Annotated in this window: 19 protein-coding genes; 11 read left to right on the forward strand and 8 right to left on the reverse strand. The window is 72.7% G+C overall.

Annotated features, from left to right (window positions below; translation table 11 throughout):
* Positions 1-5 precede the first annotated feature (5 nt).
* The 5 genes from SL103_RS05810 to SL103_RS05830 form a co-directional block, all read right to left on the reverse strand.
* Complete coding sequence (locus tag SL103_RS05810) at positions 6-914, reverse strand: carbohydrate ABC transporter permease (RefSeq protein WP_069567689.1); 909 nt, start codon at positions 912-914, stop codon at positions 6-8.
* 6 nt (positions 915-920) lie between these two features.
* Positions 921-1,874, reverse strand: a complete 954-nt coding sequence (locus tag SL103_RS05815) for a carbohydrate ABC transporter permease (protein WP_069567690.1) — start codon at positions 1,872-1,874, stop codon at positions 921-923.
* A gap of 36 nt (positions 1,875-1,910) precedes the next feature.
* Positions 1,911-3,251: an ABC transporter substrate-binding protein gene (locus SL103_RS05820; RefSeq protein ID WP_069567691.1), complete on the reverse strand. Its 1,341-nt coding sequence runs from the start codon at positions 3,249-3,251 to the stop codon at positions 1,911-1,913.
* A 63-nt stretch (positions 3,252-3,314) separates the two neighbouring features.
* On the reverse strand, positions 3,315-4,454 hold the full coding sequence (locus tag SL103_RS05825) for an ROK family transcriptional regulator (RefSeq protein WP_069567692.1): 1,140 nt from the start codon (positions 4,452-4,454) through the stop codon (positions 3,315-3,317).
* A gap of 335 nt (positions 4,455-4,789) precedes the next feature.
* Positions 4,790-5,878 (reverse strand): mechanosensitive ion channel family protein, encoded by a 1,089-nt coding sequence (locus tag SL103_RS05830; RefSeq protein WP_069567693.1) that lies wholly within the window; start codon positions 5,876-5,878, stop codon positions 4,790-4,792.
* 290 nt (positions 5,879-6,168) lie between these two features.
* Between SL103_RS05830 and SL103_RS05835 the strand changes: the two genes are divergently transcribed.
* Positions 6,169-6,705, forward strand: coding sequence for an HNH endonuclease (locus tag SL103_RS05835; RefSeq protein ID WP_018538909.1), 537 nt, complete (start codon positions 6,169-6,171; stop codon positions 6,703-6,705).
* A gap of 116 nt (positions 6,706-6,821) precedes the next feature.
* Here SL103_RS05835 and SL103_RS05840 read toward each other — a convergent pair whose 3' ends face one another.
* The gene (locus SL103_RS05840; protein WP_069567694.1) at positions 6,822-9,857 is read right to left on the reverse strand and encodes a beta-N-acetylglucosaminidase domain-containing protein; all 3,036 of its coding nucleotides are present in this window, start codon (positions 9,855-9,857) and stop codon (positions 6,822-6,824) included.
* Between the two features lie 487 nt (positions 9,858-10,344).
* On the opposite strand from SL103_RS05840, the gene SL103_RS05845 reads away from it, so the two are divergent.
* The 8 genes from SL103_RS05845 to alc all read left to right on the forward strand — a co-directional run bounded on the left by SL103_RS05845 (position 10,345) and on the right by alc (position 19,426).
* Positions 10,345-10,614, forward strand: a complete 270-nt coding sequence (locus SL103_RS05845; RefSeq protein ID WP_069567695.1) for a hypothetical protein — start codon at positions 10,345-10,347, stop codon at positions 10,612-10,614.
* A gap of 6 nt (positions 10,615-10,620) precedes the next feature.
* Positions 10,621-12,786, forward strand: coding sequence for a 4-alpha-glucanotransferase (malQ, locus tag SL103_RS05850; RefSeq protein WP_069567696.1), 2,166 nt, complete (start codon positions 10,621-10,623; stop codon positions 12,784-12,786).
* A gap of 141 nt (positions 12,787-12,927) precedes the next feature.
* Entirely contained in the window at positions 12,928-14,592 is a 1,665-nt protein-coding gene (locus SL103_RS05855) for an alpha-L-fucosidase (protein WP_069567697.1), read from the forward strand.
* Between the two features lie 59 nt (positions 14,593-14,651).
* Entirely contained in the window at positions 14,652-14,900 is a 249-nt protein-coding gene (locus tag SL103_RS05860) for a hypothetical protein (RefSeq protein WP_069567698.1), read from the forward strand.
* Between the two features lie 274 nt (positions 14,901-15,174).
* Positions 15,175-16,152 (forward strand): acyl-ACP desaturase, encoded by a 978-nt coding sequence (locus SL103_RS05865; RefSeq protein WP_069567699.1) that lies wholly within the window; start codon positions 15,175-15,177, stop codon positions 16,150-16,152.
* Positions 16,153-16,206: 54 nt separating this feature from the next.
* Positions 16,207-17,184 (forward strand): DMT family transporter, encoded by a 978-nt coding sequence (locus SL103_RS05870; protein WP_079146188.1) that lies wholly within the window; start codon positions 16,207-16,209, stop codon positions 17,182-17,184.
* A gap of 17 nt (positions 17,185-17,201) precedes the next feature.
* Positions 17,202-18,158, forward strand: a complete 957-nt coding sequence (locus SL103_RS05875) for a LysR family transcriptional regulator (protein WP_069567701.1) — start codon at positions 17,202-17,204, stop codon at positions 18,156-18,158.
* 116 nt (positions 18,159-18,274) lie between these two features.
* Entirely contained in the window at positions 18,275-19,426 is a 1,152-nt protein-coding gene (gene alc / locus SL103_RS05880) for an allantoicase (RefSeq protein WP_069567702.1), read from the forward strand.
* Between the two features lie 126 nt (positions 19,427-19,552).
* On the opposite strand, the gene pepN is transcribed toward alc, so the two are convergent.
* Positions 19,553-22,129 carry an aminopeptidase N gene (gene pepN, locus SL103_RS05885; protein WP_069567703.1) on the reverse strand — a complete coding sequence of 859 codons (2,577 nt, stop codon included), beginning with the start codon at positions 22,127-22,129 and terminating at the stop codon, positions 19,553-19,555.
* A gap of 171 nt (positions 22,130-22,300) precedes the next feature.
* Between pepN and SL103_RS05890 the strand changes: the two genes are divergently transcribed.
* Positions 22,301-22,822 (forward strand): DUF1203 domain-containing protein, encoded by a 522-nt coding sequence (locus tag SL103_RS05890; protein WP_069567704.1) that lies wholly within the window; start codon positions 22,301-22,303, stop codon positions 22,820-22,822.
* Positions 22,823-22,903: 81 nt separating this feature from the next.
* On the opposite strand, the gene SL103_RS05895 is transcribed toward SL103_RS05890, so the two are convergent.
* Complete coding sequence (locus SL103_RS05895) at positions 22,904-23,935, reverse strand: aspartate-semialdehyde dehydrogenase (protein WP_069567705.1); 1,032 nt, start codon at positions 23,933-23,935, stop codon at positions 22,904-22,906.
* A gap of 423 nt (positions 23,936-24,358) precedes the next feature.
* Here SL103_RS05895 and SL103_RS05900 point away from each other — a divergent pair, with 423 nt between their 5' ends.
* A complete protein-coding gene (locus tag SL103_RS05900; RefSeq protein ID WP_069567706.1) occupies positions 24,359-26,101 on the forward strand; it encodes a TIGR03767 family metallophosphoesterase in 1,743 nt (580 codons plus the stop codon).
* The last annotated feature ends 2 nt before the right edge of the window (positions 26,102-26,103 follow it).

Consider the following 26,103-nt stretch of genomic DNA (forward strand, 5'->3'; position numbering starts at 1 on the left):
CGCAATCAGCCCTTTACTCCGGTGAGGGTGACGCCTTCGACGAAGGCTTTCTGAGCGAAGAAGAAAACGATGATGACCGGCGCCATGACCAGCAGCGTCGCCGCCATGGTGAGGTTCCAGTTGACGCTGTGCGCGCTCTTGAAGGACTCCAGCCCGTAGGAGAGCGTCCAGGCGGCGGGGTTCTGGGCCGCGTAGATCTGCGGGCCGAAGTAGTCGTTCCAGCAGTAGAAGAACTGGAAGAGGGCGATGGCGGCGATGCCCGGCTTGGCCATCGGCACGACGATCGTCAGCAGGGTGCGCAGCTCCCCGCAGCCGTCGACCTTCGCCGACTCCAGGTACTCCTGGGGGATCGTCAGCAGGAACTGCCGCAGCAGGAAGACGGAGTAGGCGTCGCCGAACGCCAACGGGATGATCAGCGGCCACAGCGAGCCCGCCAGGTGCAGTTGCTGCGCCCAGACCAGGTACATGGGGATCACGATCACCTGCGGCGGCAGCATCATCGTCGAGATGACCAGGACCATCGCGGTGCGGCGGCCCCGGAAGCGGAACTTGGCCAGGGCGTAGGCGACGGGGAGCGCCGAGCAGACGGTGAGGAGGGTGCCCAGCCCGGCGTACAGCAGCGAGTTCTTCCACCAGTCCAGGAAGCCGGGTGTGCGGAAGACCGTGAGGTAGTTCGACCAGTGCCACTCGTGCGGCCACAGCTCGCCGCTCATCGCCTGGTTGTCGCTCATCACGGACGTCAGGAAGACGAAGACGAACGGCAGCAGGAAGAAGAGCGCGACGGCCACGGCCACGGCGTGGACGGCGATCCAGTGCAGCAGACGGGAGCGGCGGGCGCGGGCCCGGGCGGCGGGGTCGCCGGTGGTGCCGGTAGGGGCCGGGCCGGGGCGCGTGGTGAGCGTCGTGGTGGTCATGCCGGATCAGTCCTCCGCCGCGAGCAGGCCGGCGCGCTTGCGCATCAGCAGGGTGGTGACGGCCATGGCGAGGGCGAAGAGCACGAGGGAGAGCACACACGCCGCGCCGGTGTTGAAGTTCTGGAAGCCCAGCGAGTAGACGAGCTGGGGGACGGTGAGGGTGGCGTGGTCCGGGTAGCCGGGCTGGATCACCGTGCCCGGGCCGATGGAGACACCGGAGGCGAGTTTCCCGGCGACCAGGGCCTGGGTGTAGTACTGCATGGTCTGGACGACGCCGGTGACCACCGCGAACATCACGATCGGGGTGATGGACGGCCAGGTGACGTAGCGGAACTTCCCCCAGGCGCCGGCTCCGTCCAGCTCGGCGGCCTCGTACTGCTCCTTGGGGACGTCCAGCAGCGCCGCCATGAAGATCACCATCAGGTCGCCGATGCCCCACAGCGACAGCATCACCAGCGAGGGCTTGGCCCAGTCGGGGTCGTTGAACCACGAGGGGGCGGGGATGCCGACCGCCCCGAGGATCTCGTTGACCGGGCCGGTGCCGGGGTTGAGCAGGAAGACGAAGGCGACGGTGGCGGCCACCGGGGGCGCGAGGTACGGCAGGTAGAAGGCCGTGCGGAAGAACCCCGTGCCGGATTTGATCTTGGTGGCGAGCATGCCGATGCCCAGCCCGAAGACCACCCGCAGCGCCACCATCACCACGACCAGCCACAGCGTGTTCCACAGCGCGGGGCCGAACAGCGGCATCTGCGTCAGCACGTACGTCCAGTTCCGCAGGCCCACGAAGGCGGGCGGCTTGATCTGGTTGTAGTGCATGAAGGAGAAGTAGACGGTGGCGATCAGCGGATAGCCGAAGAAGACCGAGAAGCCGATGAGCCAGGGGGAGAGGAACCCGAGGGTGCGCAGCCGCGCGCGGGTGCGCTTGCGCCGCAGCGCCGGTGCGGGGGTGGTGGTTGCCATGCGGTGCTCCGTCAGCTCTCGGAGGTCATCGGCGGGTCAGTTCTCGGACTGGAGGTTGTCGGCGTCGATCTGCGCGTCGAGCCCGCGCAGGCCCTTGCCGAGGTCGGGGACCTTTCCGGCCTCCACGGCGTAGGAGAAGTCCTGCAGCGCGGTGACGTACTGCCCGCCGTTGGTGGACGGCGGCAGCGCGACGCTGTACCGGTTCCGGGCGATGGTGAGGAAGGTGCGGAAGGCCGGGTCGGCGTCCAGCTCCGGCGAATTCAGTGCCGCCTTGGTGGACGGCACGTTGTGGATGGCATTGGCGAACCGCACCACCTGGTCGGTGTCCGTGGTCAGGTAGCGCACCAGTTCCCAGGCCGCGTTCTGGTGGCGGCTGCTGTGGGCGATGCCCAACACCGTGCCGGTCAGATACCCCCGGCCGTAGGTCTCGGGCCGGTCGTCCGGCACCGGCATCGGAGCGGTGCCCCAGTGGAACGGAGCCTTGGCGTCCTTGAGCATCAGACCGCGCCATTCGCCGTCCAGGTGCATGGCCAGTTTCTGGGTCAGAAAGGCGTTCTGCGAGGACATCTCGTCGCCGAAGGTGGTCCGGAACTTCTCCAGCGGGCCGTAGCCGCCCTGCGCGTCGACGAGTGCGCGGGCGGTGGCGAAGAACTGCTCGCTCGCCGGGTCCTCGGCGAGCCGTGCCTTGCCGTGTGCGTCGAAATACCGCGGCCCCCACTGGGCGAACATCCGGTCCGGACTGTTCTGGTAGAGGCGGAAGTTGGGCATGAAGCCCACGCGCCGGTACCCGCCGTCCTCGGTGCGTTCGGTGAGTTTGACGGCATCCCGTTTCAGCTCGGACATGGTGCGCGGTGGCCGGGTGATGCCCGCCTTTTTGAAGGCGTCCTTGTTGTAGTACAGGCCGTAGGAGTCCGCGAGCAGCGGCAGCGCACACTGCCGACCCCGGTAACTCGTGTAATCCAGCAGGGTTTTGGGGAAGACGCGCTTCTTGTCCACCCCGGTCTTCCGCAGGAAGGGATCGAGGTCCGCCCACATTCCCGACGAGCAGTACTGCCCCACGTTGTTGGTGGTGAACGACGACACCACATCGGGCGCGTCACTCCCGCCGGCCCGCAGCGCCTGGTTCATCGTCTCGTCGGTGACGTTGGGGACCAGCTTCACCGTGATGTTGCGGTGCCGTTTCTCGAAACGGGCGACGCTGTCATTGAGGGCCTTCACCTCGCCCGGCGTCGACCAGCCGTGCCAGAAGGTGAGGGTGACCGGTGCGGTCGGATCGTCGCGGTCGCTGCCCATGCCGGGATTGGCGCAGGCGGAGATGAGCAGCCCGGCGCCGACCAGCGCGGCCGAGAGCCGGAAGCGCGGACGCGACATCGGCATGGCGGACTTCCTTTACGGCAGGGGGAGGCGGGGAGGTGGGGGTGTGCCGTGGGTATCGCGGGCTCAGCCCGTGGTGTCGAACACCGCGTCGCGGGCATCCGCGAGGGCGGTCCGCAGCGCGCCGATGAGGATCGGGTTGCCGTCGATATCGCTGAGGCGAAGGGTGGGCCGGGGCAGCGCGAGCCCGGTGAACTCCTCCTCGACCAGGGTCCGCAGCGCCTCTCCGCCCGCCTGCGGGACCTCGCCGGAGAGCACCACCAGTCGCGGATCGACGACCGCGACCACCGCCGCCAGCCCGGTGGCCAGCCGCCGGGCGACCTCTTCCCGTACGTCACCACGCTCCAGCGCCTCCTTGACGGTGTGGACGTCCGGGGCCCCGTACTCCCGGGCCAGTTCGATCACGCTCGGCGAGCCGACCAGCCGCTGGAAGCCGCCGCCGGCGTCCGGCTGTGCGGCGCTGCGGTCTCCGCCCCGGGCCAGCGGGGCGCCGGGCAGCGGCATGTAGCCGATCTCGCCGGCGCCACCGGTGGCCCCGCGCAGCAGGTGCCCGCCGAGCACGATCGCGGCGCCGACCCCCTCGTCGGCCCACACCAGCACGAAGTCGTCGTAGTCCTGCGCCGCGCCGTCGTACTGCTCGGCCACCGCCGCCAGGTTCACATCGTTCTCGATGGTGATCGGCGTGCCCAGTACCTCCGCCAGCTCCTCCTTCAGCGCCCGCGAGTGCCATCCGGGAAGGTGCGGGGCGTAGCGCAGCCGGCCGGTCTGCGGGTCCAGCGCGCCGGGGGTGCCGATCACCGCGCCGTGCAGCCGCTCACGCGTCAGCCCGGCCTTGGCCAGCGCCCCGTCGACGGCCCCGGCCACCAGCCGCGCCGTCCGGTTCGGTACGTCCTCGCCCACCGCGTCGGTGTCCACCCGCTCCTCGCCGAGCACATGTCCGGTGATGTCGGCGACCGCTGCGGTGATGCCCAGTTGGTCGACCGCCAGCGCCGCGACGTGCGCCGCGCCCGGGTCGATCTCGTAGAGCTGCGCACTGGGCCCCGGCCGTCCGGTCACGTTCCCGGTCGTGCGCACCAGGCCGGCGGCCTCCAGCCGGGCCAGCAGCTGGGAGGCGGTCGGCTTCGACAGTCCGGTCAGCTCGCCGATCTGCGTACGGGTCAGCGGGCCCTGCGACACCAGGAGATCGAGCGCGGCCCGGTCGTTCATGGCCCGCAACACCCGTGGAGTCCCAGGGGTCCCCTGCACACCTTGCCCACCGGCCATGACTGTCACCCCGTTCACCGGAGGTCCGGACGACCTCCAGCATCTGTTAAGAAACCTTCCAATCGATGACAGGAAGGTAGGCGGCTGTTCAGGGCGGCGTCAATGGTTTGCGCGGGGCGAGTTGCCGGCGCCCGTCGCCCCCTCACCGGCCCGCCCCGCGCCCTGCTCCGCCGCCGGCTCCCACGCACGACGAAGGGGAGGGGCGTACCGCGTCCAAGCGGTACGCCCCTCCCCTGAGGTCCAGCCCGAGGTCCGGCCCGACGCCCGGGCCCGGGCGGCTACTTCCCGATCTTCGGCGGTGCCGCGAGCGGATCCGACGCCAGCGACTGCGGCGACGTCGGGTTGCTGAGGGCCGAGGGGGCGGCGACGGCGGCCGTGGGGTCGGCGGCGTCCTCTTCCTCCTCCTCGGGGGCCGGCCGCGGCGCCAGGTGGACCCCGGCGGCGTCCAGGGCCTGCTTGATGCGCCAGCGCAGTTCCCGCTCGACGCCCGGTGCCTTGCCGGGCATCGTCCGGGCCGCGACGCTCAGGGTCACCGTCTCCAGGTGCACCTCGCTCAGGCCCAGCACCTCCACCGGCTCCCACAACTGCTCGTTCCACGGCTCGGACTTGGACATCTCCGCACCGGCCGCGGTGATCGTCTCGCGGGCGCGCTCCAGGTCCTGGTCGGCGGCGAGGAGCACGTCGACCGCGGCGGTGGACCAGCCCTGGCTGAGGTTGCCTATCCGCTTGACCTCGCCGTTGCGGATGTACCAGATCGCCCCGTTCGGTCCGCGCAGCTTGGTGACCCGCAGGCCGACCTCTATGACCGTGCCGGTGGCCACGCCCGCGTCGATCTCGTCGCCGACGCCGTACTGGTCCTCCAGGATCATGAAGACCCCGGAGAGGAAGTCCGTGACGAGGTTGCGGGCGCCGAAGCCGATCGCGACGCCGGCCACACCGGCGCTGGCCAGCAGTGGTGCGAGGTTGATCTGCAGGACGGAGAGCACGGTCAGCGCGGCCGTACCCATGATCACGAACGAGGCGACGCTGCGCAGCACCGAGCCGATGGCCTCGGAGCGCTGGCGCCGGCGCTCGGCGTTGACGAGCAGACCGCCCAGCGCGGTGCCCTGCGCGGCGGCCGCGGTGCGGTTCATCCGCTCGATGAGCTTGGTGATCGTGCGGCGGATCACATGGCGGAGGACCACCGCGATCACGATGATCAGCAGGATCTGCAGGCCGGAGGTGAGCCACGTCCCCCAGTTCTGCTGCACCCAGTCGGCGGCGTTGGTGGCCTTCTCCGTGGCCTCGTCGAGCGAGGTCGGACCGGTTGAACCGGAGGCCACGGCGCTCAGGGGCGCGGCAGCGGCCGGCGAAGCGGACCAGAACACAGTCGAACCTTCCGTGTGGGACACACCAGGCCCGGCCGGAGTGGGAGCCCCGGCGACCGGGCAGACCAACCACACTAACGGGGCAACGAGGGCGGTCCGTGCCCATGTTCGGGACGGGAGGTCCTCGGACGGCCGGAATGAGCCGAATCCGGAGGGTGATGCCGGGGTGTGGTGGAAAACACCTCCGACCCGTTACTCGGTCATGGTGGCGCTCCGACCAGGCACCGGGGGACACTGTGAGAGATCGTCCCGGCGCGAGCCACGCGCCGCCGGCGTACAAGGAGGCACCCGTGCCGCATGTCCTGGTCCTCAACGCGTCGTACGAGCCGCTCGGCGTCGTACCGCTCCGCCGCGCGCTCATCCTCGTCCTCAATGAGAAGGCCGTCAGCCTTGAGGAATCCGGCGCCCTGATGCACAGCGCGACCCGAGTAGTCCCTGCTCCGAGCGTGGTCCGCTTGAAGCGGTTCGTGCGGGTGCCCTTTCGTGGCCCCGTCCCCCTGACCCGCCGTGCGCTGTTCGCGCGTGACGGCGGGCGCTGTATGTACTGCGGTGGCGTCGCAACCAGCGTCGACCACGTCATCCCGCGCAGCCGCGGAGGTCAGCACACCTGGGAGAACGTCGTCGCCGCCTGCCGGCGCTGCAACCACGTCAAGGCCGACCGCCATGTCGCCGAGATCGGCTGGCGGCTGCGTCATCAACCCGCCCCGCCGTCAGGGCTGGCGTGGCGGATCATCGGCACGGGGCATCGCGACCCGCGCTGGCTGCCGTATTTGCAGCCGTACGGCGCGGATGACGCCTTGGCCCGGATCGACGCCGTATCGGCGTAGTCCGGGCTTTCGTATGCCGGAGGGCGTACGGGAGGGGCCCGACGGCCGCGTGCCGTCGGGCCCCTGTCGTCGCGGCCCACGGTTCCGCCTTCGTGGCGGTGCGTGACCGGCGGCGCTCAGTCCGCCGTCGGCCGGTCGCCGCCGGTGACCGCGTACGCCTCCACCGACCACAGTGAGTAGCCGAACCGGGTGGCCCGCTTGTCGCCCTGTACGCGGACGAAGCGCACGTCCTCGGCGTCCATCCTGACCGCTTCGCGGCCGCCCTTGCCGTCCTGCACCGTGGCGGCCGTGCGCCAGCTGTGGCCGTCCGGCGAGACCTGGATGCGGTAAGCGGCCGCGTAGGCGTCCTGCCAGGTCAGCACGACCCGGCCGAGGTGGGTCGGGTGGGCCAGCGCGAACTGGAGCCAGGCGTGGTCGTCGGCGGGGGAGGACCAGCGGGTCCTCGGGTTGCCGTCGGTGGCCGCGGAGGCCGGGAAGTCGGGGGTCTCGTCACCGGAGGAGGTGGCCACGGTGCCGTGCGCCAGGTCCTTGCCGCCGGTGCCCGGATAGGTGCGCACGGTCAGCGTCTGCTGCTCGCCGCCGAAGGACACCGGGATCTCGTACGTGCCGGACGCGGCGTCCTCGGGGACGTCGACCGTGACGCGGACCGTGGCGGTGCCGCCCCGGGGGGCGGTGACCTCCTTCGGCGCGTGCACGGTGAAGCCCTTGGGGGCCTTGACCGTCAGCTTTTCGCGGACGTCGTGGGGGCGGCGGGAGTAGAGCCGGGCGTCGACCGTCGCGCTGCCGCCCGGCTGCGCGTCCGTCGCCTTGCGGGAGAGTTCCAGACCGGCCGCGGGGGTGTCCCCGAACCACGGGGTGAGGGCGTGGACGGACGGGGCGTCCGCGCCGTGCGCCCAGGTCAGGCGGACCGCGTCGGCGCTCAGCCGGGGTGTTTCCGCCTCGGTCCAGCCGGTCGGTGAGAGCGTGTCGAGGCGCCGCCAGCCCTCGCCGGGGACGTGCGCCTCCAGGGAGACGGCGCCCGCGGACGGGCCCGGGTCGGTCAGCGCGGTCACCGCGGTCAGCGGCCGGGTCCGCTCGAAGGGGACGGTGAGGGAGGCCGCACCGGCTCCCCCCACGGGCCGGGGCGTCGCCCCGCGGGCCCCGGTCCAGGCGTCCGCCTCGGTCATCGCGCGCTCCAGGAAGGGCGCCAGCACGCCCTTCCCGACCGTCGCCGGGCTCCGGCCGATCTCCTTGTGCAGCCGCTGCACCGCGCGCTGGGCGGCCCAGGCGGCGTCCCCGTCGCCCTGGGCCTGCGCCGTCAGGGTGTCCACGGCCTGCTCGCCGGCGCTGCCGTAGCGCGCCAACTGCGCGGCCCAGGGCTGGATTTCGGCGGCCAGGTCGGAGGTGAGGTCGTCCGGGGCTGCGCTCATGGCGCGGAAGGCGGCGCGCAGCGCCTTGGCGGCCGCGGCGAAGTCCTCGTCCTTGCCGGGGCGGCCGCTGTTGACGGCCGTCTCGCGGGTCTGCCAGAAGCGCTCGACCAGCGGCTGCAGATAGCCCGATTCGCGGCGGTTGAGCAGCGAGGACGAGGTGTTGCCGGCGAGTGCGCGCAGCGCCGTGCGGGCCCGGGGGTCGCCGCCCGCCAGGTCGTCGACGGCCGCCTGCCAGGATTCCGCCGGGCGGTAGTCGCGCGGGTTCCACGCGTAGTCGGCGGCGGTGAACAGCGGGATACGGGACGCGAGCGGCTGCTCCATGGCGTTGGCGAGCAGCGCCGCCGAGCCGGTGGCGACGGCCGGTTCGCGGCCGCGGTAGGGGCCGAGGAAGATCCGGTCCTGGGCGTAGTCGTTGACGGGGTAGTTGTCCATGGTGACCAGCGGGTGGCCGAACGCCTGGCGGGCGGTGGACAGTTCGGTGCCGGTGATGGTCCGCGGGACCACCCCGACGCCGGTCCAGGCCACCTCGACCCGCTCGCCGAGCGCCTCGGCGAGCGCGCTGCGGTATGCCGTGGCGCCGTCCTGGTAGTACTCCGTCGGCATCAGCGACAGCGGCCCGGCGTCCGGGTGCCGCGTCCGCAGGTGGTCGGCGAGCGCGTTGGCGATCCGTGCCTGCGCCCGGGCCGCGGCCCGCGGGCCGGTGCCGAAGGCGTCCTTGTCGTCGTCGCAGTGCCACTCGTCGTAGCTGACGTCCTGGAACTGGAGCTGGAAGGAGCGCACCCCCAGCGCCCACATGGCGTCCACCTTGCGTCGCAGCGCCCGCAGGTCCTCCTCGGACGAGAAGCACAGGCTCTGCCCGGGTGCCACGGCCCAGCCCAGGGTGACGTGGTTGGCGCGGGCCCGCTCGGCCAGCGCCCGGAAGTCGGCGCGCTGCGCGGCCGGGTAGGGGTCCCGCCACCGCGCCTGGCGGTAGGGGTCGTCGCCCGGTGCGTACAGATAGCGGTTCTGCTTGGTGCGGCCCATGAAGTCCAGCTGGGCGAGCCGCTGCGCCCGGCTCCACGGCTGCCCGTAGAAGCCCTCGGCGGTGCCGCGCACCGCCGTGCCGGGCCAGTCCCGTACGGTCACCGACGGCAGCTGGCGGCCCGCCCTTCTCCCGTCGCCGCCACGGTCGTCCTGGCTGCGGGAGGGTTCGTCCTGGCCGGTCCCGTCGGTGACCAGTTGCCGCAGGGTCTGCGCGGCGTGGAAGAGGCCGTCCGGGCCCACGCCGGCCAGGGCGACGGTGTCCCGGCCGGCGAGCCGGCCCACGGCCAGCCGGTAGCCGCCGGACGGCAGGTCCCCGCGGGCCGGTGCGCGCAGCGCGCGCAGCGCGTCCTCGGCCCGGGTGCCGCCGACGAGGAACACCGGGCCGCCGGCGGGCAGCCGGTCGCCGGAAGCCGGCTCCCGGACGGTGCGCACGCCGGCGTCGCGCAGCAGTCCGCGCAGTACGTCGAGCGCGTAGGGGTCGGTGTCCGGGGCCGCCACCAGGACGGCCTCCCGGCGCAGCGGGACGGCGCCGCCGAGTTCCTGCAGTGACTGGGGGCGCGGCCAGACGGCGGGCACCCGGCCCGCGTCGGCCGACCGGTCGGTGCCGTCCGGCCTGCCGGGGCCGCCGACGGCAGGGTCGGCGGGTGCCGCCTGGGCGCTGGGCACTCCGCCCAGCAGGCTCCCGATGACCGCGGCGGCCAGCGCGGTGGTCCCCGCCACCCGCGCACGGGCGCCCGCCCCGACCGCCCTGCCGCTCCTACCGATTCTTCCGACGCCCCACACGCCCCGGCCTCGCACGGCTGCTCCTCGTTCCCCGTCCAGCTGCCCGCCGGTTTCCCGCCGGCACCCCGATGTCCCCTGATTCCCCGGTTTCCCGCCGATGTCCGTTCGGACAGACCTTCGGCGGTGAGCCCACCATTGTGGCGGTGAGGGTGTCAACCGGGCGATACCGGGGGCCTCGGTGGGCCCCGTATGGGCGGGTTCCGGCCGGTACTCCGGGGGCGTGCGCGGGAGCCGCCGGGCCGCAGAACTTCCGTCGCGAGGCCCGCCCGCGCCGCGTTCTTCGCGCCTTCCGGCGCTCCGTGCAGTGAAATCGCCCGCGTGCGGGATAATGTGACCTGAGTCACGTTTCGTGAGCAGTTAAGTCTGCGATCGTGTCGAGTGGGTAGGGCCCACGTGTCCCATCACCGATGAACGGGAGGCCCTCGTGGCCGCATCCGCTCAGCTTCTCCTCGACGCTCTGTCCTCCAAACCGGGAGGTACGACGGTGGAGCGCAATCCGTACGACGGGGTCTCCGACCCCGATTCCGGCCTGGACGGCTCCGGGTCCTTCAGCTTCGTCGAGCCGCCCCTGACCAGCGAGCCCCCGCTCGCCGACGCCGCCCCGCTGACCAGCGAGGTCCCGATCGCCGCCGAGCTGCCGCTGACCAGCGAGCCGACAGCCGCCGGCCTGGGCACGGAGTCCATGGAGGTCTGAGGGCCGATGGGCCGCGCGCGGCTTGCCCGGTTGCACGGCATCGCGACGTCGTACGATCCCGCACCGGGCACACGTGTCCAGATCGCCGACGACACCGTCGTCGCCGTGCTCGCCGCCCTGGGCGTCGACGCCTCGACCCCGCACGCCGTCCGCACCGCACTGGCCGCGTACGAGGACGGCCCTGCCCGGGCCCTGCTGCCGCGCACCGTCGTCGCCCGCCCGGGCCGGCCCCCCGACCTCCCGGAGCTCCCCGAGGGCACCGCCCTGCGGGTGGAGACCGAGGACGGGGAGGCCGACGAGCAGGTCCTCCAGGGCCCCGCGGCGCCCGCCGCCGCGGCGCTCGCGCGGCTGCTGCCGCCCGGCGTGCACGTCCTGCACGCCAAGGCCCCCGACGGGCGGTCCGCCCGCGCCCCGCTGATCGTCGCCCCCGACCGGGTGCCCGCACCGCCCGGCCGCAGCCACGGCTTCCTGGTGCAGCTCTACTCCCTGCTGTCCCGGCAGTCCTGGGGCATGGGCGACCTCGGGGACCTCGCCGACCTCGCCGCTTGGTCCGGGCGCGCCCTGGGCACCGGCTTCGTCCAGCTCAACCCGCTGCACGCGGCCGTCCCCGGCCCGCCGACCGACCCGTCCCCCTACCGCCCCTCCTCGCGCCGCTTCCCCGACCCGGTCCACCTGCGCATCGAGCAGATCCCGGAGTACGTCCAGCTGGCCGGCGCCGACCGCTTACGGGCCGACGAGCTGGCCGCCCGGGCCCGTGCGCTGCGCGGCGAGGTGCTCGAAGCGGGCGCGCTGATCGACCGGGACGCCGTGTGGGCGCTGAAGCGCGAGGCCCTGGAGCTGCTCGTCGCGGTCCCGCTCAGCCCGGGCCGGCGGGCCGCGTACTGCGACTTCCTCGCCGAGCAGGGCCAGGCCCTGGAGGACCACGCCACCTGGTACGCGATCGCCGAACGGCACGGCCCGGACTGGCGCCGCTGGCCCGCCGGGCTGCGCTCCCCGCGGTCCGCGGACACCGCCCGGCTGCGGCCGCGGCTGAGCGACCGGATCGACTTCCACTGCCGGCTCGCCTGGTTCACCGACCAGCAGCTGGCCGCCGCGCAGCGCGCCGCCCGGGACGCCGGGATGGCCGTCGGGCTGGTCCACGACCTGGCCGTCGGCGTCCACCCCTCCGGTGCCGACACCTGGGCCCAGCAGGACGCCTTCGCCGCCGGCATGTCCATCGGCGCCCCGCCCGACGCCTTCAACGCCCGCGGCCAGGACTGGGGCCTGCCGCCCTGGCGCCCGGACGCGCTGGCCGCCGCGGGCTACACCCCGTACCGGGAGCTGCTGCGCGGGCTGCTGCGGCACGCCGGCGCACTGCGCATCGACCATGTGATGGGCCTGTTCCGGCTGTGGTGGGTCCCGGAGGGCCGGCCGCCGACGGAGGGCGCCTACGTCCGCTACGACGGCGAGGCGATGCTCTCGGTGCTCGCCCTGGAGGCGGACCGGGCCGGCGCCGCGGTCATCGGCGAGGACCTGGGCACCGTGGAGCCGGGGGTGCGCGAGGCGCTCGCGGAGCGGGGCGTGCTGGGCACCTCGGTGCTGTGGTTCGAGCGGGACTACGGCGGCGGACCGGGGGCCGCGGGGGACGGGGCGGACCCGGCCGGTGACGTTCCCGGGGCCGCGGCCGCGGCGGACGGCCGGGAAGCTCCCGCGCAGGCCCGGATTCTCGCCCCGGAGGAGTGGCGCGGCGACTGTCTGGCCACCGTCACCACCCACGACCTGCCCTCCACCGCCGCCCGGCTGACCGGCGAGGACGTCGCGTTGCGGGCCCGGCTCGGGCTGCTCGCCGGGCCGGCTGAACGTGAACGGTCCCGCGCCCGGTGCGAACTCGCCGAATGGCTGGGGGAGTTGACGCGGCGCGGGCTGCTGCCGGAGGGCCCGGGCGACGAGGAGGCGGCGGTCAGAGCGGTGCACCGTTTTCTGCTGCGGACCCCGGCGCGGATGGTCGGCGTCTGGTTGCCCGACGCCGTGGGGGACCGTCGCCCGCAGAACCTCCCCGGGACATGGGATGAATACCCCAACTGGCGGCTTCCGATCGCCGGGCCGGACGGGCGCCCGCAGACCCTCGAAGAGCTGGCCGCCTCGCCCCGATTGCACGCACTGATGCGGGAATTGGGCGACCAGAGCCGCTGAGCTGGCCTTCGCTCCGGTCCCCGCCGGCGCCCTTCCGGTATGCCGCGCCGTCCGGCACCATGCCCTGGACGCCATCCAGACATCCGACCATTCGAGCGGGCTGTCCTGCGCTCGTCATGGTTCGGCGAGGTGGAGGGAACCATGGCACTCCGCAGCACCCGGCGGGCCCTGTGCGCGCTCGCGCTCACCGCGGCCGCCGCGCTCGTCCCCGCCCAGAGCTCCCTGGCCCGGTCGTCCCCGGCCGCCGGCCCCTGCACGGGCCCGGTGCGCCCCGCGTCCCAGATGACGGTCGAGCCCTGCGACACCCCGGAACGCGTCATCGCCAAGGCCGCGCACACCGTCCCCACCAAGGGCCAACTCGCCTGGCAGCAGCGGGAGGTCACCGCCTTCACGCACTACGGCATGAACACCTTCACGAACCGGGAGTGGGGCTCGGGCGCCGAGGACGAGAAGCTGTTCGCGCCGTCCCGCATCGACGTCGACCAGTGGATGCGGGCCTACAAGGCGGCCGGTGCCGAGCAGGTGATGCTCACCGCCAAGCACCACGACGGGTTCGTGCTCTATCCGAGCCGCTACACCCCGCACTCGGTCGCGGCCGCCCCCAGCCGGCCCGATGTCGTCGGCGCGTACGTCCGGGCCGCCCGCCGGGCCGGGTTGAAGGTCGGCGTCTACCTCTCGCCGTCCGACGGCGCCGAGCTCCCGCACGCCTGGCACGCCCGCTGGGTCGCGGAGATCCGCAAGAAGCAGCAGGAGGGCCGGCCGCTCAGCCTGCCCGAACGGGTCGCCCTGGAGGACGGCGACCACGCCCCGCGCGGCCTGGGCCGGTTCGGCAACGGCAGCAAGGTCACCGAGCGCACCGTCCCCACCCTCGTCCCCGGCGACGACCGCGCCGCCGCGGTCCGCAGCGGCCGGCTGCCGACCTTCCACGTCCGGGCGGACGACTACGACGCCTACTACCTCAACCAGGTCTACGAGCTGTTCACCCGGTACGGCCCGCTCGACGAGCTGTGGCTGGACGGCGCGAACCCCTGGTCGGACTCCGGCATCACCCAGGAGTACGACGTCGCCGAGTGGTTCCGGCTGATCCACCGGCTCTCCCCGGACACCGTGGTCTTCGCCGGACCGCAGGGCGCCCGCTGGGTCGGCAACGAGAACGGCACCGCCCGCGAGACGGAGTGGAGCGTCACCCCGTCCGCGCGGGACCCCTGGACGGTGCCGGCCGGCGGCCTGCCCAACGACTCCACCGACCCCGACATCGGCTCCCGCGCCAAGCTCCTCGCGCCCACCACCAGGTACCTCCAGTGGTACCCCGCCGAGGCCGATGTCTCGCTGCGCCCCGGCTGGTTCCACCACCCCGGCGAGCGGCCCAGGACACCGGCGCAACTGACGGACCTGTACGAGAAGAGCGTGGGCCGCAACGCCTCGCTGCTGCTGAACGTCCCGCCCGCCAGGGACGGCCGGATCGCCGCCGAGGACGTCGCCTCGCTCACCGCCTTCGGCACGGCCGTACGCGCCATGTACGGCACGGACCTGCGGAAGGCCGGCCCCGGGCCGTGGACCTTCGACCGGATCGGGCTCGGCGAGGACATCCGCCACGGGCAGCGGGTCGAGCGCTTCGAGGTGGCGGCGCGGACCGGTGGGACGTGGACGACGCTCGCGCGCGGCACCACCATCGGGCACCGGCGGATCCTCGCGCTGCCCGCCCCGGTGACCGCGGACGCGGTGCGGGTCACCGTCCGGGAGGCGCGCGGCCGGACGTATCTGACGCCGGTCACGCTGCACCGCAGCCGGGGCGCGGGGGGCTGAGGCGACCGTTGCGCCACCCCGGGCGCGCGGGGCGGCGGGGCGTCCGATACGTTGACTTCGTGAGCAACAAGGTCAATAAGAATGTCCTGCGCGCCGGAACCATCACCGCCGGCACCGCGCTGATGCTGCTGATGTCGTCCCCCGCGTTTGCGCTCACCCGCGACGATGGTGACGACCCGGGTCCGGGCCTGAGCGTGATCCAGACGCTCGGCCTCTACGTCGCCGCCCCCATCGTGCTCTTCCTGGTCATCGCCGGGCTCGTCGTGCTGAGCGACAAGTCCCGCAAGCAGACCAAGTCCCAGGGCTGAGTCCACGGGCCGGGTCCCCGCCGGGACGCCGGTCCGCACCGGACTCCGGTGACGCCGCAAGGGCGCCCCACGGTTACAAGACCGTGTGGCGCCCTTTGTCATACCCGGCTATTTCCGCAGGTGAAAAACGGGTTGCGAGGTGGCTATCGCGCGATTTTCGGCCGTTTTGAGCCGGGGGAGGGTTTAACCGTTCCTAACCTACGATGACGTAACCTACGGGGCCGTAGGTCAAACCTACGACCCCGTAGGTCATCGTCCCCCCAGGAGTTCCCCCGTGACCATCGCCCCCGCCCGCCATAACGGAGAGCACGGCCAGGCCGCCTGGAGCGACGCCCAGCTGCTCTACGCGCTCGAAGAGGTCGTCGAGAAGGAGCTCAACCGGCACGAGAAGGTCGCCAAGGAGTGGATGCCCCACCAGTACGTGCCGTGGAGCGACGGCCGTAACTTCCCCGGGGTGCTGGAGGGCGGCGAGGAGTGGGCCCCCGAGCAGTCCAAGGTCAGCGACATCGGCCGGGTCGCCCTGGTGGTCAACCTCCTCACCGAGGACAACCTCCCCAGCTACCACCACGAGATCGCCACCCTCTTCGGGCGCGACGGCGCCTGGGGCACCTGGGTGCACCGCTGGACCGCGGAGGAGGGCCGGCACGGCATCGTGATGCGGGACTACCTGCTCACCAGCCGGGCCGTCGACCCCGACGAGCTGGAGCGGTTCCGCATGGCCCACATGTCGGAGGGCTTCGAGGCCGACAACTCCCACAGCATGCTGCACTCGGTGGCGTACGTCGCCTTCCAGGAGCTGGCCACCCGGATCTCGCACCGCAACACCGGCCACCACTCCGGCGACCCGGTCTGCGACCGGATGCTGGCCCGGATCGCGGCCGACGAGAACCTCCACATGCTCTTCTACCGCAACCTCCTCGCCGCGGCCTTCGAGCTGGCCCCCGACCAGACCATGGTCGCGGTGCGCGACGTGGTCACCGGCTTCCGGATGCCCGGCCACGGCATGCCCGGCTTCGAGCGGGCCGCCGCGCGGATGGCCGTCGGCGGCATCTACAACCTGCGCATCCACCACGACGACGTGCTCCAGCCGGTGCTGCGGCACCTGAAGGTGCTGGAGATCGGCGGTCTGGGGCCGGCCGGGCTGGCCGCCCAGGAGGAGCTGGGGCTCTTCATGAACGGACTGGACGACCAGGCGCGCAAGTTCGACGAGCGGCAGGCGGCGATCCTCGCCCGCCGCGCGGCCCGCAAGTAACGCACATCATTCAGTTCAGCTGAACGATTCCATCGAAATTATTCGATGGACCTGATGAGTCGTGGACTGCCACGGTGGAGACTCCCCACCGCCGAGCGAGAGGAAACCGTGGCAGTCCTGGAGAGGGCCCGCACCCACGCCCCCCGTACCCCGTCCGCACAGGGGGTCGGGCTGCTGCTCGCCCTGACCGCGACCGTCGTCTGGTCCGGCAACTTCGTCATCGCCCGCGCCCTGCACGACACCGTCCCGCCCGTCCAGACCGCCTTCTGGCGCTGGATCATCGCGCTGCTCGCCGTCGCCCCGCTCGCCCTCCCGCAGGTCCGCCGGCAGTGGCCGGTCATCCGCCGGCACCTCGGCTTCCTCGCGCTGGCCGCGCTGCTGGGCGTGGCGCTCTTCAACACCCTCATCTACCAGGCGGGACGGAGCACCTCGGCCACCAACATGGCCATGATCGCGGCCGCCTCCCCGGTGCTGATCGCCCTGTTCGACCGGGGCGGCGAGCCGCTCGGCGGACGCCGGACGGCCGGGATGGCGCTGGCGCTCGCCGGGGTCGTCACCCTGCTCGGCAACGGTTCCCCCACCGCCGTGCTGCACCTCGACCTGGCCGCCGGCGACCTGTGGATGCTCGCCGCGGCGGCCACCTTCGCCGGCTACAGCGCCCTGCTGCGCCGCCGCCCCGAGGGCATCGGCGGGGTCGCGTTCCTCTTCATGACCTTCGCGCTGGGTGCCGCGATGCTGCTCCCCGCGTACGGCGTCAGCCTCGCCGCCGAGGGCGGCTTCACGCCCACCGCCGGCACCGTCGGGCCGCTGCTGTACATCGGGATCTGCTCGTCCGCCGTCGCCTACTTCACCTGGAACAAGGCGATCGCCCTGGTCGGCGCCGCCCGGGCGGGCGTCGTCTACTACCTCCAGCCGGTCTGCGTCGCGCTGCTGTCGCACGCGGTGCTCGGCGAGGCCGTCGGTGCCGTGCAGCTGGTCTGCACCGCCCTGATCGTCGTGGGCGTCGCGCTCGGCGCCGGGAGCCGGCGCTGACTGCGTACGCTGCCCGCATGGCCGACTGGGACATCAAGAAGCTGCGCATCCTGCGCACCCTCCAGGAGCTGGGCACGGTCACCGCGACCGCCGAGGCGCTGCACATGACGCCCTCGGCGGTCTCCCAGCAGCTGACCGGGCTGGCCAAGGCCCTGGGGGTCACGCTCCTGGAGGCCCACGGCCGGCGGGTGCGGCTGACCGACGCCGCGCAGCTGGTGCTGCGGCACGCCGAGGCGGTCTTCGCCCAGTTGGAGCGCGCGGACGCGGAGCTGCTCGGCTACCTCCAGGGCGAGGCGGGGCAGGTGCGCGTCGGCGCGTTCTCCACCGCCGTGCCCGCGCTGGTGGTCCCCGCCGTGCAGGAGCTGCGCCGTACGCATCCGGGTCTGGCGGTCTCCGTACGGGAGGCGGAGGCGGAGGCGGCGTACGAGCTGCTGGCGGAGGGCAGCGTCGACCTGGCGCTGTCGCTGGCGGCGCACGCCCCCACGCCGCGCGACCCCAAGTTCAGCCGGGTCTCATTGCTCGCCGACCCCTTGGACGTGGCGCTGCCGGCCGGACACCCGCTGGCCGCCGAGCCCGGGCTGCGGCTGGCCGACCTGGCGGGCGAGCCCTGGATCTTCGGCAGCAGCGGCCCCTGGTCGCAGATCACCACCACCGCCTGCGAGAACGCCGGTTTCGTGCCCGAGCAGGCGCATGCCGCCGCCGACTGGAACGCGATCTGGGCGATGGTCGCGGCCGGGATGGGGGTGGCGCTGGTGCCCCGCATGGCGATGGCGGGGGCCGGTGCGCCGGGCCGCGGGCGCGGCGGCGCCGGTGTCGTGCTGCGGGTGCTGCACGCCGACCAGCCGCGCCGCCATGTGGTGGCGGCCGTCCGGCGCGGCTCCGAAGCGGCGCCGGGACTGTCCCGGGTACTGGCCGCGCTGCGGCAGGCGGCGGCCGCCCAGGAGCGCGGCGACGGCACCCCGCAGTCCGCCTGAGTCCCCGACCTTTCAGCTGGACTGAACACAACGTCCAAGAACATTCGATGGACCTGTGAGGTGGTCGGCTGCGACGGTGGTCCCGTCCGCACCACCCGACCCGTCGAAGGGCGACGATGACCACCACCCCGGCCGCCACCACTGATCCGCACGCCAACGACGCCGACCCGTACGGTGGCGGAGACCCCTACGCCGACTACCGCGGCGGGGACTTCCCCTTCACCTCGCTCGTCGACCTCGCCGACCGCCGCTTCGGCGCCGGTGTGATCGCCGCGAACGACGAGTTCTTCGCCGAGCGCGAGAACCTGCTGAAGTCCGGCCCGGCGGTCTTCGACCCCGAGCACTTCGGCCACAAGGGCAAGATCATGGACGGCTGGGAGACCCGGCGCCGGCGCGGCGCCGACGGCGCGCACCCCTTCCCGACCGACGACGAGCACGACTGGGCGCTGATCCGCCTGGCCGCCCCCGGTGTGATCCGCGGGATCATCGTCGACACCGCGCACTTCCGCGGCAACTACCCCCAGCAGGTCACCGTCGAGGCGACCGCGCTGCCCGGCAGCCCGAGCCCCGCGGACCTGCTCGCCGACGACGTGAAGTGGGAGGAGCTGGTCCCGCGCACGCCGGTACGCGGCCACGCCGCCAACGGCTTCGAGGTCACCGTGGAGCGCCGCTTCACCCACCTTCGCCTCAAGCAGCACCCCGACGGCGGCATCGCCCGCCTCCGGGTCCATGGCGAGGTCATACCCGACCCGGAGTGGCTGGACGTGCTCGGCACCCTCGACCTGGCTTCCGTGATGCACGGCGGCACCGTCGAGGACGCCTCCGACCGCTTCTACTCCTCGCCCACCCAGATCATCCAGCCCGACCTGTCCCGCAAGATGGACGACGGCTGGGAGAACCGCCGCCGCCGGGTCAAGGGCACCAACGACTGGGTGCGCTTCCGGCTCGCCGCGCAGGGCGAGATCCGCGCGGTGGAGATCGACACCGCCTACCTCAAGGGCAACTCCGCGGGCTGGGCCGCGCTCCACGGCTGCGACGCGGAGTCGGCCGACCCGGCGGACGAGTCGGCCTGGTTCGAGATCGTGCCGCGTACCGCGCTGCAGCCCGACACCCCGCACCGCTTCGCGCTGCCGCGCCGGGTCACCGCCACGCACGTACGGCTGGACGTCTTCCCCGACGGCGGCCTGGCCCGGATGCGGCTGCACGGCGATCTCACCGAGACCGGCCGCGCGGCGCTCGTCCGCCGCTTCGACGAGCTGAGCGGCTGAGCCGCCCCCCTTGCACGTCGCCGGGCCCCGCGGGAGGGGGCGGGGCCCGGCGTACCCGGCCCGCCCGGTGGACGGAGCGCGCGTGGCGCCTGTCCACCGGGCGTTTCCACGGTGCGGTACGGCTGACTAGCGGGCCGCGCCCGCCGCCGCGTCGGCCGCCTGCGCCTTCAGCGCCCGCTCGACGCCGGCCCGGGACTCCGTGACCAGCCGGCGCAGCGCCGGGCTCGGCTCGGCCGACGCCAGCCAGGCGTCCGTCGCGTCCAGCGTCTCCTGCGAGACCTGCAGCGCCGGGTAGAGGCCGACCACGATCTGCTGGGCCATCTCGTGGCTGCGGGAGTTCCAGATGTCCTTCACCGCTTCGAAGTACTTCGCGGTGTACGGCGCCAGCAGCTCCCGCTGGTCGGTCTGCACGAAGCCGCCGATGACGGCCTCCTGCAGGGCGTTGGGGAGCTTGTCGGAGGTGACGACCGAGGCCCAGGACTCCGCCTTCGCCTCCGCGGTCGGACGCGCCGCGCGCGCCGTCGCCGCGTGCCGCTCGCCCGCGGACGTCCGGTCCCGTTCCAGCTCTGCCGCGACGGTCTTCTCGTCGGCCCGGCCGGTGGCGGCCAGCCGCTCCAGCAGCGACCAGCGCAGCTCGGTGTCCACGGCCAGCCCCGGGATCTCCTCGGTGCCGTCCAACAGGCCCTGCAGCAGCGCCAGTTGCTCTTCCGTACGGGCCGCGGCGGCGAACGCCCTGGCCCACGCCAGCTGGTGGTCGCCGCCCGGCTCCGCCGCGCGCAGGTGCGCGAGCGCCGCCTCGGTCCAGGCGCCCAGGCCCGCCTCGCGCCACTCCGGTGCCGCGTACAGGTCCAGCGCCAGCTTCACCTGGCGGTGCAGCGACTGCACCACGCCGATGTCGGACTCCTTGCCGATGCCCGACAGGACCAGCGCCAGGTAGTCGCGGGTGGCCAGTTCGCCGTCCCGGGTCATGTCCCAGGCCGACGCCCACGACAGCGCGCGCGGCAGCGACTCGGTGAAGTCCCCGAGGTGCTCGGTGACGACCTTCAGCGACTCCTCGTCGAGGCGGACCTTGGCGTACGACAGGTCGTCGTCGTTGAGGAGGAGGACGGCCGGGCGCGGCTTGCCCACCAGCTGCGGCACCGGCGTCAGTTCGCCGTCCACGTCCAGTTCGATCCGCTCGGTGCGGACCAGCTTGCCGTCCCGGAGCTCGTAGGCGCCGATCGCGATCCGGTGCGGCCGCAGGACGGGCTCGCCCTTCGCGCCGGCCGGCAGCGCCGGGGCCTCCTGCTGGACCGCGAACGCGGTGATCACGCCGTCCGCGTCCACCTCGATCCGCGGCCGGAGGATGTTGATCCCGGCCGTCTCCAGCCACTTCTTCGACCACGTCTTCAGGTCACGGCCGGAGGTCTCCTCCAGCGCGCCGAGCAGGTCGCTCAGCCGGGTGTTCCCGTAGGCGTGCGCCTTGAAGTAGGACTGCACGCCCTTGAAGAACTCCTCCATGCCCACGTAGGCGACCAGCTGCTTGAGGACGCTGGCGCCCTTGGCGTACGTGATGCCGTCGAAGTTGACCAGGACGTCGTCGAGGTCGTTGATCTCGGCCATGATCGGGTGGGTGGACGGCAGCTGGTCCTGACGGTAGGCCCAGGTCTTCATGGAGTTGGCGAACGTCGTCCACGAGTGCGGCCACTTCGAGCCCGGCGCGTACGCCTGGCAGGCGATCGAGGTGTAGGTGGCGAACGACTCGTTCAGCCACAGGTCGTTCCACCACTCCATGGTGACCAGGTCGCCGAACCACATGTGCGCGAGCTCGTGCAGGACGGTCTCCGCGCGCACCTCGTACGCCGCGTCCGTCACCTTCGACCGGAAGACGTACTGGTCGCGGATGGTCACCGCGCCCGCGTTCTCCATCGCGCCGGCGTTGAACTCCGGCACGAACAGCTGGTCGTACTTGGCGAACGGGTAGGCGTAGTCGAACTTCTCCTGGAACCAGTCGAAGCCCTGCCGGGTGACCTCGAAGAGGGCGTCCGCGTCCAGGTGCTCGGCCAGCGACGGCCGGCAGTAGATGCCCAGCGGCACCGTCCGCCCGTCCTTCTCGTACGTGCTGTGCACGCTGTGGTACGGGCCCGCGATCAGCGCGGTGATGTACGTCGAGATCCGCGGCGTCGGCTCGAACCGCCAGATGTTCGCGCTCGGCTCGGGCGTCGGCGAGTTGGAGATCACCGTCCAGCCCTCCGGGGCCTTCACGGTGAACTGGAAGGTCGCCTTCAGGTCCGGCTGCTCGAAGGACGCGAACACCCGCCGGGCGTCCGGCACCTCGAACTGGGTGTAGAGGTAAGCCTGCTGGTCCACCGGGTCGACGAAGCGGTGCAGTCCCTCGCCGGTGTTCGTGTAGGCGCAGTCCGCGACGACGGTCAGCTCGTTGCGGCCGGCCCGCAGCCCCGGCAGCGCGATCCGCGAGTCCTTGAAGACCCCGGCCGGATCCAGCGCCTCGCCGTTGAGCACGACCTCGTGCACGGCGGGGGCCACCAGGTCGATGAACGACTCCGCGCCCGCCTCGGCGGCGTCGAACCGCACCGTCGTCGCGGAGCGGAAGGTGCCCCCCTCCTGGGCGCCGGAGAGGTCGAGATCGATCTCGTACGCGTCCACGGTCAGCAGCCGCGCCCGCTGCTGCGCCTCGTCGCGGGTCAGATTCGTGCCAGGCACCCGTTCTTCTCCTTCGCATTGCTCATCGCATCGGACTCTTCCGGTCATCCTTCCACGCGGACCCGTGCGCCCGAGGGCTGGTATTCGAGGTCGTAACCCGCTTGACCTGCGGCCGACCACGTGGTCCGATTCCCGCCGGTGCCGTCCGGGCCCGCGGGCGACGCTGGACGCATGACGACCTACACACCACTTCCCATTCCGCCCGCCGCGCTCAAGGAGATCCGCGGGACCGACGACGCCGGGCGGCCCGTCGAGCCGTACCGCGCGCGGGAGGACGGCGAGCCGGTGGACTGCGTCGGCAGTCCGCTGCGCTGCTGTCTGCGCGCCATCGAGCCCGGAGAGCTGGTGGCGCTGGTCTCGTACGCGCCGCTGCGGCGCTGGGCGGCGCTGACCGGCGCGAAGCCCGGGGCCTACGACGAGCAGGGGCCGGTTTTCATCCACGCGGAGGAGTGCGACGGGCCGGCCGGGCAGGACGGGGAGTACCCGTTCGCGCGGCCGGGCGCGCTGCGGACGCTGCGCCGCTACAACGCCGAGGGGCAGATCGTCGGCGGGCGGCTCTTCGAGATCCCCGAGGACGCCGGGGCGGGCTTCGACGCCGCGCTGGACGAGGCGTTCGCCGACCCGCAGGTCGTGCTGGTGCACGTGCGGGCCGTGGAGTACGGGTGCTTCCAGTTCGAGGTGCGGCGGGGCTGACGCCGCGCGGGCCACGGAAAAGGGCGGTGCCGGTGAGGAGACCCGGGTCTCCTCACCGGCACCGCCCTGCGGCCGTGTCGGTCAGCCGCGCAGTTCCGCCGCGACCAGCTCCGCGATCTGGACGGCGTTCAGCGCCGCGCCCTTGCGGAGGTTGTCGTTGGAGAGGAACAGCGCCAGGCCGTTCTCGACGGTCTCGTCGGTGCGGATCCGGCCCACGAAGGAGGCGTCCTGGCCGGCGGCCTGGAGCGGGGTGGGGACATCGGAGAGGGCGACGCCGGGGGCGCCGGCCAGCAGCTCCTGCGCGCGGGCGGGGCTGATCGGACGCGCGAAGCGGGCGTTGACCTGCAGCGAGTGGCCGGAGAAGACCGGGACGCGGACGCAGGTGCCGGACACCTTCAGGTCCGGGATCTCCAGGATCTTGCGGCTCTCGTGGCGGAGCTTCTGCTCCTCGTCGGTCTCGTTCAGGCCGTCGTCGACGATCGAGCCGGCCATCGGCAGCACGTTGAAGGCGATCGGGCGGACGTACTTGTCGGGCTCGGGGAACTCCACCGCCGAGCCGTCGTGCGTCAGCTTGGTGGCGTCCTGCTCGACGGCCTTGCGGACCTGGCCGTCCAGCTCCTCCACACCGGCCAGGCCACTGCCGGAGACCGCCTGGTAGGTGGAGACGACCAGCGAGACCAGGCCGGCCTCGTCGTGCAGCGGGCGCAGCACCGGCATCGCGGCCATGGTCGTGCAGTTCGGGTTGGCGATGATGCCCTTGGGGCGGTCCGTGATGGCCTGCGGGTTGACCTCGGACACGACCAGCGGGACCTCGGGGTCACGGCGCCAGGCGGAGGAGTTGTCGATCACCACGGGGCCGGCGTCGGCGACCTTCTGCGCGAGGGCCTTGGACGTCGCGCCGCCGGCCGAGAAGAGGACGATGTCCAGCCCGGAGTAGTCGGCGGTGGCCGCGTCCTCAATGGTGATCTCGGTGTCCTGCCACGGCAGGGTGCGTCCGGCGGACCGGGACGAAGCGAACAGCCGCAGCTGCTCGACCGGGAAGTTCCGCTCGGCGAGAATGCCCCGCATCACGCCGCCGACCTGTCCGGTGGCTCCGACGATTCCGACCCTCATGGGACTCCTTCTTTCTGGCCTGACGTGGGTGTCTGCTGGGAACACCTGCTCAGTAGTGCCTCCATCATGTGTGTGACACCCGTCGCCTTGTCCAATCCGTTCCATTCCGCGGAGGGTCGCGGGCCCGTACGGACGCGTACGGTGACTGCCGCTCACGGAGCGTCCCGCGGATACCCCGTGCGGTGAACGCGCGGTGACCGCCGCGCGCAGGCCCGGGCAGGAGCCGGTGACCGGCCGGTGACCGGCGGATCCCTGTGCGGTGATGGGTTCCCGGCGTTGCGGTGGCGTTCACGCGCAGGTCATTCCCGGTGCCAACCATCCCTGGTGACGGGCCAGTTGTGCGGCGGAGGGACGACGCGGAGTCCCCCTCCCGCCGCCCGCGGGCCCGGCCGCCGTCGCGTTCGCACCCGGGGAGCCCCGCGTATGTCCCGTATACGGTCCGCCGCCACTCTCGACCGCCGCACGTTCCTCGCCGCCACCGGTGCGGTCGGCGCCACCACCGGGCTCGGCCTCGCCTTCGGCGGCCCCGGACGGCCCGCCGAGGCCGCCACGGTCAGCCCCGGCCCGGCCCCGGCCGCGCCGATCTCCGTCGACGCCCCCGCGGTACCCCGGGTGCCGTACAGCAGGGGCACCACGCTCGCCGGCGTCGCCACCCCGCGCGGCAGCGGGGGCTACCGCCGGCTCGCCGACGGTCCGGCCTGGGACCGGGTGGTCCGCGCCGAGCTGGCCGCCGCGCACGCCGGCCGGGCCCGGCGGCGTACCGCGCTCGCGTCGTTCGTGCAGCTCACCGACCTGCACCTGGTCGATGTGCAGAGCCCGCTGCGCTACGAGTACCTGCGCGCGGAGACGGCGAGCGCCTGGCGGCCGCAGGAGGCGCTCTCCGTCGCCGGGGTCGTCTCGCTGATCGAGCGGGTCAACGCGCTGCCCGGCGGGCCCGCCACCGGCGCCCCGCTGTCCTTCGTGATCACCACCGGTGACAACACCGACAACAACTCCAAACTGGAGCTGGAGTGGTTCCTGACCGCGATGAGCGGCGGCCGGATCACCCCCAATTCCGGCGATCCCCGCCGCTACGAAGGCGTCCAGGACAGCGGCCTGAAGCTGTACTGGCAGCCGGACAGCGCACTGCGGGACGCCGACAAGAAGCTGGGCTTCCCGCAGCTGCACGGCTTCCTGGACGCGGCGATCCGGACCGTGCACAGCCCCGGCCTCCGGCTGCCCTGGTACTCCACGGTCGGTAACCACGACTCGCTGCCCGGCGGCTGCTACGCCCCCGGCGACCCCTTCTTCACGGACCTCGCCACCGGGGGCCGCAAGCTGGAGACGCTGCCCGCCGCGGAGGCCGCGAAGGTCTGGAAGGCGGTCAAGGACGGTCTCGACCCCAAGGGCGCGGACTTCAAGCGGATGCTGAAGGCGCACGCCAAGCAGGCCAGGCCGGTCACGCCCGACGAGCGCCGGGCCCCCTTCACCCGCGCCGAGTACCTGCGCGCCCACCTCGACCCGTCACACACCGGCCACGGCCCGCACGGCCACGGCTACAGCGCGGCCAACCTCGCGGAGAACCGCCTCTACTACACCTTCCGGGTCTCCGACCACGTCCTCGGCATCAGCCTGGACACCACCGACCCCGGCGGCCACTACACCGGCTCGGTCGGCGAGGCGCAGCTGCGCTGGCTGGAGCGGACGCTGAAGGAGAACGAGAAGGGCGAGAAGGCGCACGTCCTGGTCTTCAGTCACCACACCGGCAAGACCATGGACAACACCCGGCCCGACCCGGCCCGCCCGCACGAGAAGCGGTACGGCGGGGCCGCGCTGGTCGAGCTGCTGGCGGCGCACCCCCGCGTCGTCGGGTGGATCAACGGCCACAGCCACAAGAACGACATCACCCCGCACGGCAGCTTCTGGGAGGTGTCCACCGCCTCGCACATCGACTTCCCGCAGCTGGCCCGGGTCATCGAGCTGGTGGACAACCACGACGGGACGGTGTCGCTGATCACCACTCTCGTCGAGTCGGCCGCCCCGCACCGCACGGACTTCGCCGACCTCTCGCAGACCGGGCTGGCGGCCCTCTACCGCGAGCTGTCCTTCAACGCCCCCGAGGCCCGCAAGGACCTGGTGGGCACGGCCCGGGACCGCAACGTCGAACTGCTGCTCAAGCGGCGCTGACG

Source organism: Streptomyces lydicus, from assembly GCF_001729485.1.
In the GTDB taxonomy this organism is placed as follows: domain Bacteria; phylum Actinomycetota; class Actinomycetes; order Streptomycetales; family Streptomycetaceae; genus Streptomyces; species Streptomyces lydicus_D.

Bases quoted from the DNA above. Each gene is read 5' to 3' on its own strand.
- SL103_RS05810 (WP_069567689.1), bottom strand. From the start codon at position 914: ATGACCACCACGACGCTCACCACGCGCCCCGGCCCGGCCCCTACCGGC.
- SL103_RS05815 (WP_069567690.1), bottom strand. From the start codon at position 1,874: ATGGCAACCACCACCCCCGCACCGGCGCTGCGGCGCAAGCGCACCCGC.
- SL103_RS05820 (WP_069567691.1), bottom strand. From the start codon at position 3,251: ATGCCGATGTCGCGTCCGCGCTTCCGGCTCTCGGCCGCGCTGGTCGGC.
- SL103_RS05825 (WP_069567692.1), bottom strand. From the start codon at position 4,454: ATGAACGACCGGGCCGCGCTCGATCTCCTGGTGTCGCAGGGCCCGCTG.
- malQ (WP_069567696.1), top strand. From the start codon at position 10,621: ATGGGCCGCGCGCGGCTTGCCCGGTTGCACGGCATCGCGACGTCGTAC.
- SL103_RS05855 (WP_069567697.1), top strand. From the start codon at position 12,928: ATGGCACTCCGCAGCACCCGGCGGGCCCTGTGCGCGCTCGCGCTCACC.
- SL103_RS05870 (WP_079146188.1), top strand. From the start codon at position 16,207: ATGAGTCGTGGACTGCCACGGTGGAGACTCCCCACCGCCGAGCGAGAG.
- SL103_RS05875 (WP_069567701.1), top strand. From the start codon at position 17,202: ATGGCCGACTGGGACATCAAGAAGCTGCGCATCCTGCGCACCCTCCAG.
- alc (WP_069567702.1), top strand. From the start codon at position 18,275: ATGACCACCACCCCGGCCGCCACCACTGATCCGCACGCCAACGACGCC.
- SL103_RS05890 (WP_069567704.1), top strand. From the start codon at position 22,301: ATGACGACCTACACACCACTTCCCATTCCGCCCGCCGCGCTCAAGGAG.
- SL103_RS05895 (WP_069567705.1), bottom strand. From the start codon at position 23,935: ATGAGGGTCGGAATCGTCGGAGCCACCGGACAGGTCGGCGGCGTGATG.
- SL103_RS05900 (WP_069567706.1), top strand. From the start codon at position 24,359: ATGTCCCGTATACGGTCCGCCGCCACTCTCGACCGCCGCACGTTCCTC.